Below are 18,644 nucleotides of genomic sequence, written 5' to 3'. Positions count from 1 at the left end.
CAATGCATCGCCTCACTGCACCGTATAACGGTTGGGTGCCGGCGGCAGACCAAGGCGCTCACGCAATGTTTCACCGTCCCGATAGCCGGTGCGGAACCGGCCGGCGCGTTGCAGTAGCGGTACCACCTGGTCGACGATAACGGGAAGGTCGTTGGCGTTCACCGCCGGTCGCAACCGCGCCCCGTCGATGCCGAGCCGCTGCCAATCCAGCAGCATGTCAACCAACTCCGTTGCTCTGCCGGCGAAGACCAGCGCATCGGATTTGAACTCATCATGACCGTCAAACGAAACAACCACGTCGGCAAACACTTTCAACTCCCCACCCCCGGCTGCGTGGACTTGCGCGAGAATGCCTTGCGCCGAGGACCCATCGGTCGGCGTGATGAACACGACATCGGCCGCGGCCGAGGCGAACTCATAAATCGGGGTGGCGTGCGCCAGGGCCGACACCAGCGGTTGGCCCTGCGGGGGGCGTGGGGTTATCGATGGCCCCTTCACGGAGAAGTACTTTCCGACGAAGTCGATGTAATGCAGTTTTTCTGTGTCGATATAGCGGCCCGTGGTGATGTCGCGGATCACCGCATCATCTTCCCAACTATCCCAGAGCCTGCGCACCACCTCGACGCAGTCTCGGGCCTCGGCAAACAGTTCGTCGGGACGCACCGATCGACGTCCGAATAGGGCCGCCTCGTGTTCGGTCGCGCTGACCCGCACCTGCCAGCCCGCCCGACCGTGCGAGACGTAGTCAAGCGTGGCAATGGATTTCGAAATGTGAAAGGGCTCGGTATGAGTGACCGTTGCCACCGGGACCAAGCCGATGTGTCGTGTCAGCGGGGCGACGCGCGCCGCAACCAACACGGCATCGGCACGACCGGCCAGACGGCGCGGGTCGATACGCTCCCGGCGCCCCGGTTGCGGCATCAGGGTGTCATCGATGGTGAGGAAGTCGAGCAAGCCGCGTTCGGCGGTTACCGCCAGATCAGCCCAGTACCGGCCGCCCAAGGCGGACCCCACACCCGACCCCGACAGGAACCGCCAGGCCTGGGGATGCCAACCAAACCCGTCCAGCGCCACCGCCAAATGCAGCAGACCGGTCATGTCAGCCTCTTGAGAAACGCAATGGGCAGCACCGGGCCCCGTGACGGTAGCGGTCCGGGCAGCCGGGCGTAGCCGCAGGCCTCATACAGCGCCTCGGCCTCGGGCTGGCGATCCCCGGTGACCAAATAGACGTTCCGATATCCGCGGGCCACGATCTGCGCCTCCAGCAGGGCCAACAACGCCTGCGCATACCCGCGGCGGCGGTAATCGCGATGCGTCCAGATGCGCTTGAGTTCGGCCGTGTCGGCGTCAAGTCTGCAGAATGCGCCGCCGGTGACCGCCTCGCCGTTGACCACACCGATCAACATTCCGCCGTGCGGCAGCGCAAATTCGGAGGCCGGGCTGGTCTTGAACCACTCCAGCACGGTGGCAGGAGTGCTTCCGTAGCGCTGCGCGTATTCGACGGCGAGCTCGTTCAGCAACGGCTGGGCCAGCGGGTCGTCCAGGGCCGCCGGGACGAACCGTAGTTCGCCGACCGCCTCGCTAGATCCGGGTTGTGCTGACATAGCTCGGGGTCATCGACAGGATGTCCATCATCGCGCTCGTGGTCGGTTCACCGGTGCCGTCGGCTGCGCCGAAATCGCCGTCGATCACCCAGTTGGAGTCGTCCACACTCGCCGCGCGAACCAGTGCCTCGGCGAACCGATCGTCGAGCAGGCCGTTGCCGGTTGCCACCGCCCTGGCGGTCGCACCGAAGCCGGCGGTCCCGACACCCGTCGACAGATCCCAGTCGGCACCGTCTGTCCACACCATCTGACTTCGGGCCTCGTTAGGCATCCGTGCGGTGTCGCAGCATCAAGATGACGACCGCCCGCCACCCGAGCAACAGGATCGCGGTGACCGTGCCGGCGACCACGACGAAACTCGCGGCCACGCCCGCCGAACTGGCTTTACGCAAGATCATGCCGACCGCGACGGTGGACAGCCACACGGCCACCCCAGTGGGGACCACATTCGTGGGGCGCTGCCAACCACGCGACACCAGCCACCCGATGATGGTCCCGGCGAGGAACGGCCACGCGGTAGTCGCTACGCCACCGATACTGATTCCTTCGGCGTGACTGCGGCGCCCGACAGCGCAGAAAACCAGCACAGCGACGATGTCGATAGCCAACCAGCCCAGCCATGAAAGCCCACGGCGCGGTTGCATGCAGCGAGACTACCGGGCCGAGGCAGGATTGGGTCATGAGCACCGACACACCACCCGCCTTCGACCCCGACGATCCGCTCGGTTTGGACGCATCGCTATCCAGCGACGAGATCGCGGTCCGGGAGACCGTCCGAAAGTTTTGCGCCGAGCACATCACCCCGCATGTCGCCGACTGGTTCGAGAGCGGCGACCTGCCGGTGGCGCGCGAACTAGCCAAACAGCTAGGCCAACTCGGACTGCTGGGCATGCATCTGCACGGATACGGCTGTGGGGGCGCGTCCTCCGTCCACTACGGCTTGGCGTGCCTGGAGCTCGAGGCCGCCGATTCCGGCATCCGGTCGTTGGTGTCGGTCCAGGGTTCGCTGGCGATGTTTGCGATCGCGACCTTTGGCACGGAGGAACACAAACAGCGGTGGTTGCCATCCATGGCGGCGGGGGAGCTGATCGGCTGCTTTGGGTTGACCGAACCCGACGTCGGCTCCGACCCGGCCGCGATGAAGACCCGGGCGCGCCGAGATGGTGCGGATTGGGTGCTCAACGGCCGAAAAATGTGGATCACCAACGGCTCGATCGCCGACGTTGCGATCGTATGGGCCGCCACCGAGGAGGGCATCCGGGGGTACGTGGTGCCTACAGAAACCCCCGGATTCAGTGCCAACACCATCCACCACAAGTTGTCCCTGCGGGCATCGGTCACCAGCGAGTTGGTGCTCGATGATGTGCGGCTGCCGGCGGAGGCGATGCTGCCGGAGGTAGCCGGGCTTAAGGGGCCGCTGAGCTGCCTGTCGGAAGCACGCTACGGAATCGTGTGGGGCGCCATGGGCGCGGCGCGGTCGGCGTGGCAGTCAGCGCTTGAGTACGCCAAGCAGCGCACCCAATTCGGCCGGCCAATCGCCGGATTTCAGTTGACCCAGGCGAAGCTGGTCGACATGGCGGTCGAACTGCACAAGGGTCAGCTGCTGGCGTTGCAACTGGGCCGCCTCAAGGACACCGTCGGCCTGCGTCCCGAGCAAGTCAGCTTCGGCAAGCTCAACAACACCCGGGAGGCGATCGAGATTTGCCGCACCGCGCGAACCATCCTGGGCGGAAACGGAATATCGTTGGAATACCCCGTCATTCGGCACATGGTGAACCTGGAATCGGTTTTGACCTACGAGGGCACACCCGAGATGCACCAGCTGGTGCTCGGCCAGGCCTTTACCGGGCTGCCCGCGTTCCGCTGACGGTCGCGCCCTGGGGTAGAACACTGACATGTCACTTTTGCCAAGGATTGCCTGGGTGATTTTGGCCGGCTGCTTGCTGGCCGGTTGTGGGTCACTACCCGTACCACAGCCCAGCTCGTCGCCGGGCGCGCCGGGCAGCACCAGCGGCAAGGCCGACGCGGTGATGCGGGTCGTGCGCGAGTTCATGGCACAGGCTCACCTGCGGGCCGTCATAGTCCGGATCACGGAGAATGGCAAGGAGATGCTCACCGAAGCCGTCGGTGAATCGATGACCGGCGTTCCGGCCACCACCGACATGCACTTTCGCAACGGCGCCGTCGCGATTTCGTATGTGTCGACGTTGTTGCTCAGGCTAGTGGACGAGAACAGGGTGAGCCTGGATGACACATTGTCGAAGTGGTTGCCAGACTTTCCCCATGCCGACCGCGTGACGCTGGGTCAGCTGGCACAAATGACCTCGGGCTACCCCGACTACGTAATCGGCAACGACGCGTTCAACAACGAGCTCTACGCTAACCCGTTCCGGCAGTGGACAACCGAAGAACTGCTGGCCCAAATCGCCGCGCGACCACTACTCTACGAACCCGGCACCAACTGGGACTACGCGCACACCAATTACCTCTTGTTGGGGCTGGCGCTCGAAAAGGCTACCGGCCAGGATATGCCGACGTTGCTGCGCAAGAAAGTCCTGGCACCACTGGGCCTGACCGCCACCGCTAACTTCGATACGCCCACCATCCCGCGACCCGCCCTGCACGCATTCAGCTCGGAGCGTCGGGAGTTTTTGAAGATCCCGTCTGACATACCGTTTTACGAGGAGTCCACCTTTTGGAATCCGTCGTGGACCATCACCCACGGCGCGGTGCAGACCACCAACATCTACGACATGACGGCAACAGCCGCCGGCATCGGCTCGGGCAAGCTGCTCTCCGCGGATTCGTACAAGAAAATGGTGTCGACCGACCTGCGCGGTAAGACGCGGCCCCAGCCGGGCTGCCCCACCTGCTTCACGCAAAACGAGGGCTACACCTATGGCCTGGGAATCGTCCTCTCCGGCCATTGGCTGCTGCAGAATCCCATGTTTGCCGGGTATTCGGCGGTAGCGGCGTATCTACCGTCGCAACGAATCGCAATCGCCGTCGCGGCCACCTACGCCCCTGAAGCCTTCGACGATCAAGGCGACTACAGCAACCAGGCTGACATACTATTCCGCAAGGTCGGCGCCGAGGTAGCACCCAACGACGCGCCCCCCATGCCACCGGGGAGATAGCCGAATGGACACCGAATGGACCTAGTCAGGCATCGAGTCGTTGTCACCATCACCGCGTGCCTGGTATCGCTGGGCGCCTGGCCGGCCATGCCCCAGGCAGGCGCCGACCCCGACGTCACGCTGCCGCCGATGACCTCGACCGGCAGCGGACCGATCATCGGTGGTGGCGACACCGCACTGCAGCAGCGGATCTCCGAGCAACTGGTCAGCTTCGACAAGCCCGATATTGAAGAGGTCGACGGGTCGGACGCGGCCCAATTCATCACGGCCGCAACCGCGGTGCCTAATCGCGAACTCGCGACGGTGTTTCGGCTGCTGGAACGGGCGCTGGGATGCCAAACGAACAACGCCGGATTCGGCGCGCGGGCTTATCGACGGACCGACGGTGGATGGGGCGGAGCGATGCTGGTCATCGCCAAGAGCACCGTCACCGACGTCGACGCTCTCAAGGCCTGCGTCAAGTCCGGTTGGCGCCGGGCCACGGCGGGTGGACCGGATGCGATGTGCAACAGCGGCTGGACCTACCCGCCATACACGGGTAGCCGTGGCGGCGAGGGCTACTTCGTCTTGCTGGCCGGGACGGCCGCGGACTTCTGCAGTGTGCCCAACGCAAACTACCGGACCAAGGCCAGCGGCTGGCCGCTGTAGCAGGCGCGCTAGAACGGCGGCGGATCGGCCGTGACGGGCCGCGCTTGGCGTCGGCCGCTTCAGCATCGATGCGCGCCTTGTTGATGCCGCGCTCCCAGTCGATGCGGGCGGCCGGTCCTGGGCCCGGGTGCGTCGCCGGAGCGGCATCATCAGACCTCGATGCTCCGCCGGTGGCGGCAGATCCGCCGGCAACACCAGTGCGCCGGTCGGGATGGCCAGCGCCGGAAAGAAAAGACTCCCGCCGGGCCTGGTGGTGTAGACGTGTCTCCGGACGGTGCGGTCCAGAACACGGTGCCGTCCGGCTCCTGGCGATCCTGCCAACCGTGCGACCCGGCATAGAACGACTTCAGCCGATGATGAATTCGGCATAGTAGCTTGAGGTTTGACGCATGTGTCGGCCCCAACGGATACGGCACCGTGTGGTCAATGTCGCAGTGTGCGGCGGGGCGATCGCAGCCAGGGAACCGACATGTGAGATCGCGGCATCGAACGAACTCGGCCAAAGCCGTCGACGGCCGGTACTGCGGCTCGGGCGGACGATCCTTGGGGTGGATTAGCGGGCGCAGCTTGGCCGACTTGGCCAGTTCTCGAAGCCCAGGCGCGGGAAGGCCACCGAACCCCGACAGGTAGCCAGGGGCCGCCGAGTCGCCCGCAATGGTCGCGGCGTCGGCCAGCACGTGGACGACCAGCCCACCACACGCCGCAGATTCGGACGCCGGGCACACATCACATCGATCAGCCCGGCATCGTCGAGATCATGCACCGCGCCGACGTTAGCCAACCGAATATCGAACACACATTCGACACTAGCGTCCTCTGCTGACCTCAACCATCTTAAGGGTCGGACCCACGCCGCCGTAGTCAGTCGTTCTAGTCGGTCACTGTGGTCCGGGTCGCCGATCGGCCGGCCGAGATCCACCGATCCGCGTCAGGCCAAAGCGCGCCGCGGTCGCGGGCGGTTACCACGATGCGGTTCTTGTTCGCGGCTGGCGCCGGCGCCAGGGCGACGAGACTCGTTGCCCAAAGCATCTGGGCGAGCACCGCGTACGCTTGGTGCGGATCCGAGATCGCGGCGTCGCGGAGCAGCAGAAAGTAGGTGTCGCGGCCTCATAGAGCCCGGTGACCTCCTGTTACTCGCGACGCAACACGGTGTACGCGCGACCGTCCGCCATGCGCTCGTCCGGAGTCCAGCCAAGAGCGTCACATACCGGGTCGGTGGTGGCGAGGTCGACCCAGCTGAACGTCCCCTCCGGGTACCCGGTGCGCGCTCCCATTCGAACGGAGATACCAGGAGCCGGCGGGAAACCGATACAGCGGTTACCAGCCAAGGGATTTCAATTCCCGCTCCGCGAACCTCGGCGTCCGGCATGCCTCACACGCGCAGCCTGCAACCCCGCGACAGGTTCCGTGGCAGGGCACCGGCCATGCAAACCGGGTGGGACCTCACCCGCCGAACACGGGGCGCGGCATCACCGTGGGGCGCATGCCCGCCCGCGCGCCGGCGACACCGCCAACACCCTCGCCGGCTCGGCCGGACGTGCCCGCAATTGGCAAGCCGCCCAGAATGTTTCCGACGCCACTTGGCAGCGCCGGACCCGCGCCCACGGCGGCGGGTAGCGGCGCCGCGGAGGCGCTGGGCGGCAGGGCGACGGAGGTCCAATTCGGCGGCACCGACAACTGTCCCAGGGACATTGCCCTGCCCAACCCGGCCGATCCTGCGAAACTCGCCAGGCCTGCAATCCGTGCCGGCAATGCACCCGCGGCGGGGCCGACCGCGGCAGCCGGGGTGGGGCCGAGCGTCCTGGCTTCATCCGAGACGACGGCGGTGGACGAGCCGAGCATCTTAGCCACCGAGCTCACCGACGACATGGCCGACATCGACGAACTCATCGTCGAGGCGGCCGAACTGGCCGGCGACGACAACGAGCTCAGGGTGCTCAGGCCGTCCGACAGGGTCAGGCCGGCAATTGACGACTGCACCGGCTGGGCGAGCTGTTGTAATGCTTGGGGCACAGCAGATGTCAGCTGAGACAAGGCGGCCGAGGCCGGGTCGACCACCACGGCCACGTTGGCTACTCCCGGGGCCGGCGCGAAGTCCGTCAAGGTCGTCGTCGCCGCCGCACCCGCATAGCCGTACATGGCGGCGGCATCTTGGGCCCACATCTCGCCATAGTGGGCCTCGACGGTCGCGATGGCGGGAGTGTTGACGCCCAACACGTTGGTTGCGCTCAGCAATATGAGCAAAGCGCGATTGGCGGCGATCACCGGCGGGGGCACCATTGCGGCAAACGCGGCGTCGAATGCGCCGGCGGCGGCCCGCATTTGCGTAGCGGCTTGCTGGGCTTGTGCCGCGGTTGCGCCCAGCCACGCCACGTAAGTCGCCGCGGCCGTGGCCATCGCCCACGATGCCGGGCTTTGCCAGGATTCGCCGGTCAGCCCCAAAACAAGCTCACGGCAGGCCTTGGCCGCGGCATAGAGCTCGTCGCCGATGGCCTCCCAGGCCGCCGCGGCGACCAGCATCGAGCCGGCACCCGGGCCCGAGTATATTTTCGCGGAGTTGACCTCTGGTGGCTGCGCACCATAGTCCATTTCCCCTTACCTCCAATTGATTTAGCTCTTGCGATTAGCCGTTAACACCACACTCATTGCCGGCCTTAGGATTTGGTACGCACGGCGAGCAGCGCCGATACGTGTGGCCCAATCCTGGACAGCGAAAAACGCCGTCGCGATGCGCCCAGGCGCGACCAGCTAAATGGCTTGGTATCGACCGATCAGCAACGAGCTAGACAGAAGCGCGTCAGCAGTCTCCGGCCCGACATAGCGAAACCCGGCCGAACCGGTGGACCGCGGCCGCCCGCGGTACTGAGGTCCGCCAGAAAGCCAACAACGAGGCCGATCACCACGACGACGCCGAGCGGCACCAAAGAGGTCGGCGCCCGCGGCGACTCCGCGGTCGTAAACTTCGGTGGACACGGCGGTGTCGAACCGAGGTGCAGATTCGCCTGATCACCGGCGGCCATTGCGACAAGGTGAGTCTGGGCGAAATCGACCCGCGGGATTCCGCAGTGCACTCCAGCAATACCGAAAACCAGCCAAGCGGCAACCATCGCGCCAACCGCGGGTCGCATCGACACCCGAGGGTCCAGCGTCACCCCTCGAAGCTATACCCCCCATCCGTATTCCGCAAATGTCGTCCCAGCTACGGCGACCCGGAAACGATCGACGTTGGTCTGGGTGGAGTCGTACGGTGTACATGCGCCGCAGTGACCAAACGAGATCGAGTGAACAAGTGAGACTGACGGAGAACCTGAAGGAGGACCATGACGCCCCCAACCAGCGAACCCTCAGCCGCCGGCAGGCGCCACCACGTCGTCATCATCGGAAGCGGATTCGGCGGACTGAATGCGGCCAGGGCGCTCAAGCGGGCCGACGTTGACATCACCCTCATCTCGAAGACGACCACCCACCTCTTCCAACCGCTGCTGTATCAGGTAGCCACCGGCATCTTGTCCGAAGGCGACATCGCCCCAACCACCAGGTTGATTCTGCGTAAGCAGAAAAACGTACGAGTGTTGCTGGGTGAGGTCAACGGGATCGACCTGAACGCGAAGACGGTTACGTCGCAATTGATGGACATGACGACGGTGACGCGGTATGACAGCCTCATCGTGGCCGCCGGCGCACAACAGTCCTACTTCGGCAACGACGAGTTCGCCATCTTCGCCCCCGGCATGAAAACCGTCGACGACGCCCTGGAATTGCGCGGCCGCATCCTCGGCGCGTTCGAGGCGGCCGAGGTCGCTACCGATCACGCCGAGCGCGAACGACGTCTGACATTTGTCGTGGTCGGCGCCGGACCGACCGGCGTCGAAGTGGCCGGCGAGATCGTCCAGCTGGCCGAGCGCACGCTGGCCGGGGCGTTTCGGACCATTACCCCCAGCGAGTGCCGGGTCATCCTGCTCGACGCGGCGCCCTCGGTGCTGCCGCCGATGGGCCCAAAGTTAGGCCTCAAGGCGCAACATCGACTGGAAAAGATGGATGTCGAGGTCCAGCTCAACGCGATGGTGACGGCCGTCGACTACAAAGGCATCACGGTCAAGGAGAAGGACGGCGCCGTGCGCCGGATCGAATGCGCGTGCAAGGTGTGGGCGGCGGGCGTGCAGGCTAGCTCGCTGGGCAAGATGATCGCCGACCAGTCCGAGGGCACCGAAACCGACCGCGCCGGACGAGTAATCGTCGAGCCCGACCTCACCGTCAAGGGCCACCCGCACGTCTTCGTCATCGGCGATCTGATGTCGGTGCCCGGTGTACCCGGGATGGCGCAGGGCGCCATTCAAGGGGCGCATTACGCCACCACGGTGATCAAGCACGCGGTGAAGGGCCACGACGATCCGGCCAACCGCAAGCCGTTCAAGTACTTCAACAAGGGCAGCATGGCCCTCATCTCCCGGTATAGCGCCGTCGCGCAGGTCGGCAAGCTCGAGTTCGCCGGCTTTATCGCATGGTTGGCGTGGCTGGTGCTGCATCTGTACTACCTGGTCGGCCATCGGAACCGGATCGCCGCGATGTTCGCCTGGGGAATCTCCTTCCTTGGCCGCACCCGCGGCCAGATGGCGATTACCAGCCAGATGGTCTACGCGCGATTGGCGATGCGCTATGTCCAGGCCCGAGCGGAAGGGGGCGCGCTGGCGGCCGCCGAACGCGCCGAGGCGGCCGAACGGGAAGCGGCGAGTTAGCGCGCTATCCCAGGGCCCGGTCGATGTCGGCGATCAAGTCCTCGGTGCCTTCCAACCCGACCGAGATGCGCACCACGTCGTCCCCGAGCCCGATGGCGGCCCGACCCTCCGGCCCCATCGCCCGGTGCGTCGTGGTCGCCGGATGGGTGATGAGCGACTTGGCATCGCCAAGGTTGTTGGAAATGTCGATCAGCCGCAGTTTGTCCAGCACCTCGAAGGCCCGTTTCTTGGCGGCCTCCTGCGGGCCGGCAAGCGCGAAAGTGACGACCGTTCCGCCACCGGACATCTGGCGCTTGGCCAGATCATGCTGCGGATGTGAGGCCAGATATGGGTAGCGCACCCAGCGGACCGCCGGATGTCCCTCCAGGAATTCCGCAATGTGCTGCGCCGAGGAATTGCCCTGCTCCACTCGAAGCGCCAGCGTTTCAAGGCCTTTCAGCAACACCCAGGCATTGAAGGCGCTCATCGCCGGGCCGGTGTGCCGCATCAGCTTCTGCACCGGACCGTCGATGTACTCCTTATCTCCGAGAATGGCTCCGCCCAGCACCCGGCCCTGACCGTCGATGTGTTTGGTGCCCGAGTACACCACCACGTCAACCCCCAGCGGAATGCTCCGCTGCAATAGCGGCGTAGCAAAAACGTTGTCCAGCACCACTTTTGCACCGGCAGCGTGGGCCAGCTCGGTCACCGAGGCAATGTCGACCAACGACTGCATCGGATTCGACGGGGTTTCGAAGAACACCGCCTGTGTCGGTTCCGCGAGGGCCCGCTCCCACTGCGAGAGGTCGTCACCGTCGACGAAAACGGTTTCTACCCCCCAGCGCGGCAGTATCTCGTTGCACACCACAAAGCACGACCCGAACAAGCTGCGCGATGCCACCAACCGGTCCCCCGCCGCCAGCAGGGCGCCCAGCGCGGTAAATACCGCTGCCATGCCGCTGGCGGTGGCGAATGCCGCCGGGGCTCCCTCGATCAGACGTAGGCGTTCCTCGAAGGTGGCCACCGTCGGGTTGCCGTAACGCGAGTACACAAAGTGGTCTACTTCGCCGGTGAACGACTGCTCGGCAAGCGCCGCCGAATCGTAAACGTAGCCCGATGTCAGATACATCGCCTCGGCCGTCTCGTCGAACCCGGACCGCAACATCCCGCCACGCACGCCGATGGTGGCTTGGCTGACGCCATCCGGCAGCGCATGAGGTGTGCGGACCGAACGTCCCGACCAGGAACCGTCGGTCATAGGCACCGCCCCTCCGAGGGCTGGGTGCCCCGGCCGGCGGGGGTCATCGCCGCTTCATCCCTGTCTCCAGGGCAAGCCGATGGCGCGCCAGCCTGCCACGCCGCGATGCCCGTCGGCGTCGGGGTGTCCTTCAAAGCCGTCCAGCACGTTGTAGGCCGGCACTATCCCCGCCGCGGTCGCGGCCTCGGCGGCACCAATGGAGCGGTTACCCGACCGACACAGGAAGACCACGGGACGCTCTTCGTCGGCCCCGTCCGCGGGTGGGATAGCCTCCTGCAGTTCGGCCAGGAAGTTCCCATTGTGGCCCCCGTCGACGGTGTTCCACTCGATGTAGACCACGTCACGGCCGAGGCTGGACAAGTCCGGCACTCCGACAAAGGTCCACTCGGCGGAGGTGCGCACGTCTACCAGCACCGCTCGAGGGTTATCGGTGAGGATCTTCCATGCCTCGAGTGGCGTTATGTCTCCCGCGTAGCTCACCCGCGTGAGTCTGGCATATCTAGCCGCGCCGCGACCTCACGGGCGCGGTCGCGGGCAATCGCCACGTCGGGCGCGGTGGCCAAGGCCACCGCACGCTTTCCGGGGGCACCCGCGCCCGCCCGCCCGAACACTCGGACATCGCTTTCGGGCACGCTGAGCGCGGCGGTAAGGGCCTGGAAGGCGTGGGCGCCCGGCGCCCCGCTCGCCGATGCCCGGCCCGGACCGATCACCCAGGCCGCGCCCGGCGACACCATCAAGGTGTCGACCGCAACGCCCAGGATTGCCCGTGCCTGCAGCTCGAACACCGAAAGACGCTGGGTGCGCCGGGTAACCCAGGAGGTGTCACCCGGCCATGCGGTGACGTCGGCAAAGTACACCTCGTCGCCGTTGATCATCAATTCGACACCGAAGACGCCGCGCCCACCCAGCGCTTTGACGATGCGCGCGGCAATCGACTTGGCGGCATCAAACGCGGCCGCACTCATCTTCTGGGGTTGCCATGCCTCCAGCTGGCCGCCGTCGGCGACCCGATGACCGATCGGTGCGCAGAATTCGATAACCGGCCCGTTGGCCGCCTCGGTGCACACCACGATCAGCGTGATCAAAAACTCGACGTCGACCACCATCTCGGCCCAGACGCGCGGTTGCGCTCCGGCCGCGCCGCCGGCGGTGGCGCGTTCCCAGGCCTCGTTGATGCCGGCGCGTTCCCTGACCACTGAGTGCCGCCGACCGTCCGCCTTCGTGGCGGGCCGGACGAGCAGCGGGTATCCGGCATGGGCGGCCACCGCTTCGAGTTCGCCAAGCGATCCGACAAACCAGAAAGGCGCGGTGGGCAAGCCCAATTCGTCGGCGGCCAGCTTGCGCAGGCCCTCTCGATCACCGAGCAGCCGGACGCTGCGCGCGTTGGGCACCAGCTCGGTGAATCCGGCTCCCGAGTCGCTGTCCCGAGCTTGGCTGCTGTCGAAAGCATCCAGAGCCGCCCCGTTGACCGCGTCGGTGAGCGTCACCACGAAGTCGGGCCGCAACCGCGCCAAGACCGCGCCCAGCTCGTCGCCATCAGTCAGCGTTACCACCAGCGACTGGTCGGCGACCCGGTGCGCGGGCGCGTCGGGATAACCGTCGGCTGCGATCACCTCCGCACCGAAGCCTTGCAGCGCTACCGCAAGCTCCCGGCCGAATTCGCCGGCGCCGAGCAGCAGCACTCGCGGCCCCACGCCGGCTTCGGCTTCGGCGCGCGGCGCCGTGGCGGGCGATACGGTAATGGCCGTCGTCTTGTCGCCTGCGGGCGCCGAGTCCTCGTCGCGAACAGCCAGGTGCTCGTGGTTGCCGAGTGGCTCGCCGTGTCCTTCGGTCAGACCGTCAGTCACCAGCTCACCCTCTCGCTCGGCACCTTCGCTCGGTACCTCTCGCTCGGTTATTGTCTCGCCGCTCAAGGATAGGTGCGCGCCACCGCGGCGAACTTTGGTAGCACCCATACCAACATGTACCCGCAATAACAGAGGGCTCTATAAGAGAAAGGCGCTTCCGCGCGCAATCCCAGGATTTTTGTGTAAATCTGCTCACAGGTCACTGTGTAACTTGGCCTTAGGAGGTGGGGGCAAGTGCGCGACTAGCGAAGACCCGAGGCATCCGAGATTGCTGGCGGGCGCCGCGGTTGATCCGCACGACGCATCCCAGTCCGGTGGCAGGGGAGGTCCTTCGCGGACCCGATAGTTCCGTCAAGGAGTAGTCCATGTCAATCGTGACGACACGGCCCCAGATATCGGGCCTGGCCGCCACCCGATATGTGGCGCCCAAAACCGCCAGCAGCACCGCGGCCGACCCAGGAGAGGCGCGGTGGTGACGATGGAGATGGATTTCGGGGCGCTACCGCCAGAAATCAATTCCGCCAGGATGTATGCCGGTCCGGGCTCGGCACCACTGGTGCAAGCGGCCAACGCCTGGTCGCGTCTGGCCAACGAGCTCAACGCGACGGCGACCTCCTACACCGCGGTGATCTCCGGGCTCGCCGGGGATGAATGGCGAGGCGCCTCGGCGCTGTCGATGGCGGCGGCGGCCGCTCCCTACGTGACGTGGATGAGGGCTACCGCGGCCCAAGCCGAACAGGCCGCGGCTCAGGCCATCGCCGCGGCCAACGCCTACGAGTCGGCGCATGCGGCGACGGTGCCGCCGGCGGAGATCGCCGCCAACCGTAGCACCATGATCTCGCTGGTACGGAGCAATATTTTCGGCCAGAACACACCGGCGATTGCCACCAGCGAAGCCGATTACGGCGAAATGTGGGCCCAGGACATCGTCGCCATGGACGGCTACGCCGGCACCTCGGCGGCCGCAGCGGAATTGACGCCGTTCAGCCCGCCCCCGGCCACCACCACCGGGGTTCAGCTGGGAAGCGAGGCGGTGGTGCCGGCGGCCGCGGCCGCCGCGGCACCGGCGGAAACGAGCGTGCTACCGACCCTGGGGTCCTTCTTACCTCCGCCGTTCGATTCCATCACCAACCCGTTGGACGATCTCGACGTTCTGGTGCTGGCGGCCGTCGCCGTTTCGGCCGGCGCGTTGGGCGTGTCAGGGGTGCAGCTGGGCGAGGTTTATCGCCACGACCTCGTCGACGAAGAAGAAAACGCTCCTGCCTGCCCCGGAGACTACGAAGAGAATCCGGCCGCGGGCCTCAAGACCACCCCCGGCAGTCCAGACCTGTTCGAAGGCGGACAGCGCCTCACCCGACCGGCTCCACCGCCTATTGCCGCGCTTTCGGGCTACTCGGCCAACGTCGGGGGACTCTCGGTACCGCAGAGCTGGAATCTTCCTCCGGCGGTGCGCCAAGTCGCCTCGATGTTCCCCGGCGCCACACCGATGTACCTAACGGCCGGCTCGGACGGCACGTATACGGGGGTTATGGCGGCGGGCTTGGCCGGTTCCAGCTTGGCCGGCCTGGCGGCGCGGGGCGGCTCCTCACCCACCCCGGCCGGCGCCGCGCCGTCCGCCAACAGCGGCGGGGCCGCCGCGGCGGCCAGGCCCGCGGCCAACACCCCCGCGGTCCCCGCGGCGGCCGCGGGGGTGAACATACCCGGCTTGCCGTCCGGCCTACCTCCCGGCGTCGTTGCCAACCTCGCGGCGACCCTGGCGGCGATCCCGGGGGCGACTATCATCGTGGTACCACCGGACCCGACCCAAGAACGGTCCTAGCGCCGGCTGGCGTCCACCGATCACGGCTGGCCCGGCAGTAGCCGCACCATCAGGCCGTTGGCCTCAGCGAGCAGCATCCCTTCGCCGTCGACCAATTCCGCGGACACGAACGCCTTGCGGCCCTCCGTGCGGGCGACTCGGCCGCGCACCACCAACGGTGTGTCGATCGGGGTGATCTTGCGGTAGTCGACATGCAGGAACGCCGTTCGACTGATCGGCCGTGCGGCCGCATGCGAGATCATGCCGAACATATGGTCAAACAGCAGCGGCAGCACGCCGCCGTGCACCGCCGAGTTGCCCCCGACATGAAACCTGCTGAAAGAACCCGTCATCTCCACCCCGTCGGGTGCGTACCGGGTCACCGTCCACGGCGGCAGCAACAGGCTGCCCATGCCGGGTAGGCCCGGGCTTCGCCCGGCCGGCGCCTTACCCTCCTCGGCCGCGAACGGGACCAGCAGTTCCACCAGCTCCGCGGCCCGCTCGGCCGCCTCGTCCCACACGATGTCGCCGGGATCGGCCGACACCGCCAGATCCTGCAACCGACGCATGGTTGCCACGAAACGGCCAAATCCCGGCCCCGGGTTGGCCGGTCCATATTCCGGAAATCCGCCGTGGTGTTCGTACTCGGGATCGACCTCGTCAGGATTGCCATCCGACCCGATCGACGAATAGTGGGTCACCTGCGCTCCTGCAGGATGTCCCGGCGCACGATGGTCTGGTCTCGCCCGGGACCCACACCGATGCAGGAAACCGGCGCTCCGGCAAGCTCTTCGAGCCGCAACACGTAGTCGCGGGCTTTGGCGGGCAGATCGTCGAACTCGCGTGCCGCGGAGATATCTTCCCACCAGCCCGGCAGTTCCTCATACACCGGTGTGGCACGGCACAAATCGCTCTGGGTCATCGGCATCTCGGCGGTGCGCTTGCCGTCGATCTGGTATCCGACGCAGACCGGCACCGTTTCCAAGCTGGACAGCACATCGAGTTTGGTCAGGAAGTAGTCGGTGATGCCGTTGACCCGGGAGGCGTAGCGCGCGATGACCGCATCGAACCAGCCGCAGCGACGGCGCCGCCCGGTCGTCACACCGAATTCGCCCCCCGTCTTCGACAGGTATTCGCCGTGCTCGTCGAAGAGCTCGGTAGGGAACGGACCCGAACCGACCCGGGTGGTGTAGGCCTTGAGGATCCCCAGCACGGTGTGAATTCGGGTGGGGCCGATGCCGGAACCGACGGCCGCCCCGCCCGCTGTCGGGTTCGATGACGTCACGTACGGATAGGTGCCGTGGTCGACGTCGAGCAACGTGCCCTGAGAGCCTTCCAGCAACACCGTTTCACCGGCATCCAGCGCGTTGTTCAGCAACAGCCGCGTGTCGGCGATGCGATGCCGGAAACCGTCGGCCTGTGCCAACAACGAGTCGACCACCTGGGCCGGGTCGAGGGCCTTGCGGTTGTAGATCTTGACCAGCACCTGGTTCTTGAACTCGAGCGCCGCCTCGACCTTGTGCGCCAGCTCGTCAGGGTCCAGCACATCGGCGACCCGGATGCCCATGCGAGCAATCTTGTCCTGGTAACACGGCCCGATACCGCGTCCGGTGGTACCGATCTTCTTGCTGCCCATATAGCGCTCGGTGACCTTGTCGATGGCCACGTGGTAGGGCATCAGCAGATGCGCGTCGGCAGAGATCAACAGCTTGGAAGTGTCGACACCGCGATCCTCCAGGCCCTTCAGTTCGCTGAGCAGCACCCCGGGGTCGATCACCACGCCATTGCCGATGACGTTGGTGACCCCCGAGGTCAACACCCCGGATGGGATCAGGTGCAGTGCGAAGTTCTCCCCGGTGGGCAGGACCACGGTGTGCCCGGCATTGTTGCCGCCCTGGTAGCGCACCACCCACTGCACCCGCCCACCGAGCAGATCCGTGGCTTTTCCTTTGCCCTCGTCGCCCCATTGGGCGCCGATGAGGACGATTGCCGGCATGACGCGCTCCCACTCTGGTCTCGCGGGTTATGCCCGCATATTGTGGTCCAGCCGGTGACCTACCCTACCCAGCAGGTCGGGAGGAGCTTCGAAAATGGGCATGAATATCGGGCTGAAGTCGGCCGGGGGCACGCCCAACATGGCGGTCTTGCTGTTCGGCGAGCAACCTGCGCCCGCCGCATTGGCCGGGTTCGCCGCCCACCGAGCCCACGAACCGACCGCGGTAGACACCGTGCTGGGTTTGCACCCACGGCTCGTCGTGGTCGGCGGTGACTCCGACCTGGCCGCGGTGTTGACTCGGCTGTTGCGCGCCGACCGCCTCGACGTCGAAGTGGCCTACGTCCCGCCCCGGCGCACCGCCGCGACCCGGGTTTACCGCCTGCCGGCGGGTCGCCGGGCCGCGCGCCGCGCACACCGCGGAACCGCCCACCGGGTGCCGCTCATCCGGGATGAGACCGGGACGGTGGTCGTCGGCCGGGCAAGCTGGCTGCCGACACCGGAGGCGCGGGCCATCCACGGCGAGGCGGTGGTCGATGACACCCCGCTGTTCGATGGCGATGCCGTCGGCGTATCCATCGAACCGACGTTGGGGCTGCCGGGTCTGCGAGCCACGTTGGGAGCCACCACGCCAAGAGGCCGCTGGATCGCCGGACGCGCAGCCCAACTGGGCACAACCGGCGCCCGGGTGGTGCGCGATGGCGTCGCGGCGCCACGAAAGGTGCGCCGATCCACGTTCTACCGCAACGTCGAAGGCTGGCTGCTGGTCCGGTAGTTTTCCACCGGTGAGCGACAAGTGAGAGAAATCGGCCTGCACGAGTCGGTGCGACCGAGCCCGATCTTTCTGGGCCTGGTCGGCCTGACCGCCGTCGGAGGAGCACTGGCCTGGCTGGCCGGGGCCAGCGTGCGGCCACTGGCCTACGCCGGGGTGTTCATCTTCGTGATCGCCGGTTGGTTGGTCTCACTGTGCCTGCACGAATTCGGGCACGCGTTCACCGCCTGGCGATTCGGTGACCACGACATCGCGGTGCGCGGCTACCTCACGCTGGACCCGCGACGCTACAGCCATCCTGGGCTGTCGCTGGTGTTACCGATGGTTTTTATCGCACTGGGCGGGATCGGTTTGCCAGGTGCCGCGGTGTATGTGCGGACCTGGTTCATGACGCCAAACCGTCGCAGTCTGGTCAGCTTGGCCGGACCGGCGGCCAATGTGGTGCTGGCGGTGCTGCTGCTGACCGCAACCAGGTTGTTCTACGACCAGGACCACTGGGTGCTGTGGGCTGGGATGGCATTCCTGGGCTTTCTGCAAATCATGGCCGTGGTGCTGAACCTGCTGCCGATCCCGGGCCTGGACGGCTATGACGCCGTGGAGCCGCACCTGAGCCCGCAGACTCAGCGCGCGCTAGCACCCGCGAAGCAATTCGGGATCTTCATCCTGCTGCTGTTGCTGTTGGCGCCGGTGCTTAACCAGTGGCTGTTCGGGATCGTGGGCTGGCTGTTCGACTTCTCCGGGGTGCCTCACCTGCTGGCAATGGTGGGCAATTCACTGACCCGCTTCTGGAGCCGCTGGATCTGACGCCGTTGTCACATGTGCGGCAGCTGTCTGGCCGCCGCGCCGGCACACGGTTAGCGATCCGCGTCGCA

Annotated in this window: 20 protein-coding genes; 7 read left to right on the top strand and 13 right to left on the bottom strand. The window is 66.3% G+C overall.

What is annotated here, in order from left to right:
- Positions 1 to 12: 12 nt before the first annotated feature.
- Genes MB901379_RS02835 through MB901379_RS02820 form a run of 4 tightly spaced genes read right to left on the bottom strand, consistent with a single transcriptional unit; the run spans position 13 to position 2,248 of the window.
- The gene (locus MB901379_RS02835; RefSeq protein WP_158015269.1) at positions 13 to 1,098 is read right to left on the bottom strand and encodes an LLM class flavin-dependent oxidoreductase; all 1,086 of its coding nucleotides are present in this window, start codon (positions 1,096 to 1,098) and stop codon (positions 13 to 15) included.
- Positions 1,095 to 1,604 (bottom strand): GNAT family N-acetyltransferase, encoded by a 510-nt coding sequence (locus MB901379_RS02830; protein WP_158015268.1) that lies wholly within the window; start codon positions 1,602 to 1,604, stop codon positions 1,095 to 1,097. The genes MB901379_RS02835 and MB901379_RS02830 overlap by 4 nt, the downstream gene beginning before the upstream one ends.
- Positions 1,582 to 1,851, bottom strand: coding sequence for a class I SAM-dependent methyltransferase (locus MB901379_RS25245; RefSeq protein ID WP_408632329.1), 270 nt, complete (start codon positions 1,849 to 1,851; stop codon positions 1,582 to 1,584). The genes MB901379_RS02830 and MB901379_RS25245 overlap by 23 nt, the downstream gene beginning before the upstream one ends.
- Before the next feature lie 16 nt (positions 1,852 to 1,867).
- Positions 1,868 to 2,248 (bottom strand): DUF3054 domain-containing protein, encoded by a 381-nt coding sequence (locus MB901379_RS02820; protein WP_158015266.1) that lies wholly within the window; start codon positions 2,246 to 2,248, stop codon positions 1,868 to 1,870.
- A gap of 35 nt (positions 2,249 to 2,283) precedes the next feature.
- Between MB901379_RS02820 and MB901379_RS02815 the strand changes: the two genes are divergently transcribed.
- The 3 genes from MB901379_RS02815 to MB901379_RS02805 are packed head-to-tail and all read left to right on the top strand — an operon-like array spanning position 2,284 to position 5,389.
- Positions 2,284 to 3,471, top strand: a complete 1,188-nt coding sequence (locus MB901379_RS02815; protein WP_158015265.1) for an acyl-CoA dehydrogenase — start codon at positions 2,284 to 2,286, stop codon at positions 3,469 to 3,471.
- A 28-nt stretch (positions 3,472 to 3,499) separates the two neighbouring features.
- Complete coding sequence (locus MB901379_RS02810) at positions 3,500 to 4,741, top strand: serine hydrolase domain-containing protein (protein WP_158015264.1); 1,242 nt, start codon at positions 3,500 to 3,502, stop codon at positions 4,739 to 4,741.
- Positions 4,742 to 4,756: 15 nt separating this feature from the next.
- Positions 4,757 to 5,389: a hypothetical protein gene (locus MB901379_RS02805; RefSeq protein WP_158015263.1), complete on the top strand. Its 633-nt coding sequence runs from the start codon at positions 4,757 to 4,759 to the stop codon at positions 5,387 to 5,389.
- Between the two features lie 149 nt (positions 5,390 to 5,538).
- Here the strand turns inward: MB901379_RS02805 and MB901379_RS02800 are convergent, their stop codons facing one another.
- From MB901379_RS02800 to lpqS, 4 genes are all read right to left on the bottom strand, one after another.
- Positions 5,539 to 6,066: an HNH endonuclease signature motif containing protein gene (locus MB901379_RS02800; RefSeq protein WP_408632353.1), complete on the bottom strand. Its 528-nt coding sequence runs from the start codon at positions 6,064 to 6,066 to the stop codon at positions 5,539 to 5,541.
- Positions 6,067 to 6,519: 453 nt separating this feature from the next.
- Positions 6,520 to 6,663, bottom strand: coding sequence for a hypothetical protein (locus MB901379_RS02795; protein WP_232021969.1), 144 nt, complete (start codon positions 6,661 to 6,663; stop codon positions 6,520 to 6,522).
- Positions 6,664 to 6,832: 169 nt separating this feature from the next.
- Positions 6,833 to 7,978, bottom strand: a complete 1,146-nt coding sequence (locus tag MB901379_RS02790; protein WP_158015262.1) for a PPE family protein — start codon at positions 7,976 to 7,978, stop codon at positions 6,833 to 6,835.
- 182 nt (positions 7,979 to 8,160) lie between these two features.
- Positions 8,161 to 8,517 (bottom strand): putative copper homeostasis (lipo)protein LpqS, encoded by a 357-nt coding sequence (gene lpqS, locus MB901379_RS25405; RefSeq protein WP_456319949.1) that lies wholly within the window; start codon positions 8,515 to 8,517, stop codon positions 8,161 to 8,163.
- Positions 8,518 to 8,709: 192 nt separating this feature from the next.
- Here lpqS and MB901379_RS02785 point away from each other — a divergent pair, with 192 nt between their 5' ends.
- On the top strand, positions 8,710 to 10,125 hold the full coding sequence (locus tag MB901379_RS02785; RefSeq protein ID WP_158015261.1) for an NAD(P)/FAD-dependent oxidoreductase: 1,416 nt from the start codon (positions 8,710 to 8,712) through the stop codon (positions 10,123 to 10,125).
- A 4-nt stretch (positions 10,126 to 10,129) separates the two neighbouring features.
- Here the strand turns inward: MB901379_RS02785 and MB901379_RS02780 are convergent, their stop codons facing one another.
- The 3 genes from MB901379_RS02780 to purT are packed head-to-tail and all read right to left on the bottom strand — an operon-like array spanning position 10,130 to position 13,209.
- Positions 10,130 to 11,362 carry an O-succinylhomoserine sulfhydrylase gene (locus tag MB901379_RS02780; RefSeq protein WP_158015260.1) on the bottom strand — a complete coding sequence of 411 codons (1,233 nt, stop codon included), beginning with the start codon at positions 11,360 to 11,362 and terminating at the stop codon, positions 10,130 to 10,132.
- A 54-nt stretch (positions 11,363 to 11,416) separates the two neighbouring features.
- On the bottom strand, positions 11,417 to 11,842 hold the full coding sequence (locus tag MB901379_RS02775) for a rhodanese-like domain-containing protein (RefSeq protein ID WP_158015259.1): 426 nt from the start codon (positions 11,840 to 11,842) through the stop codon (positions 11,417 to 11,419).
- Positions 11,839 to 13,209, bottom strand: a complete 1,371-nt coding sequence (purT, locus tag MB901379_RS02770; RefSeq protein WP_408632328.1) for a formate-dependent phosphoribosylglycinamide formyltransferase — start codon at positions 13,207 to 13,209, stop codon at positions 11,839 to 11,841. The genes MB901379_RS02775 and purT overlap by 4 nt, the downstream gene beginning before the upstream one ends.
- Before the next feature lie 484 nt (positions 13,210 to 13,693).
- Between purT and MB901379_RS02765 the strand changes: the two genes are divergently transcribed.
- Entirely contained in the window at positions 13,694 to 15,028 is a 1,335-nt protein-coding gene (locus tag MB901379_RS02765; protein ID WP_174237068.1) for a PPE family protein, read from the top strand.
- Between the two features lie 20 nt (positions 15,029 to 15,048).
- Here MB901379_RS02765 and MB901379_RS02760 read toward each other — a convergent pair whose 3' ends face one another.
- Positions 15,049 to 15,690 carry a PaaI family thioesterase gene (locus MB901379_RS02760; RefSeq protein WP_158018897.1) on the bottom strand — a complete coding sequence of 214 codons (642 nt, stop codon included), beginning with the start codon at positions 15,688 to 15,690 and terminating at the stop codon, positions 15,049 to 15,051.
- Positions 15,691 to 15,704: 14 nt separating this feature from the next.
- A complete protein-coding gene (locus MB901379_RS02755) occupies positions 15,705 to 17,003 on the bottom strand; it encodes an adenylosuccinate synthase (RefSeq protein ID WP_158015257.1) in 1,299 nt (432 codons plus the stop codon).
- A 94-nt stretch (positions 17,004 to 17,097) separates the two neighbouring features.
- Here MB901379_RS02755 and MB901379_RS02750 point away from each other — a divergent pair, with 94 nt between their 5' ends.
- Positions 17,098 to 17,775 (top strand): peptidase M50, encoded by a 678-nt coding sequence (locus MB901379_RS02750; RefSeq protein ID WP_158015256.1) that lies wholly within the window; start codon positions 17,098 to 17,100, stop codon positions 17,773 to 17,775.
- Positions 17,776 to 17,796: 21 nt separating this feature from the next.
- Positions 17,797 to 18,576, top strand: a complete 780-nt coding sequence (locus tag MB901379_RS02745; protein ID WP_174236968.1) for a site-2 protease family protein — start codon at positions 17,797 to 17,799, stop codon at positions 18,574 to 18,576.
- Positions 18,577 to 18,644 lie beyond the last annotated feature (68 nt).

Source organism: Mycobacterium basiliense (assembly GCF_900292015.1).
GTDB classification, from domain to species: Bacteria; Actinomycetota; Actinomycetes; order Mycobacteriales; family Mycobacteriaceae; genus Mycobacterium; species Mycobacterium basiliense.
This window is presented reverse-complemented; position numbering and strand designations above follow the sequence as displayed.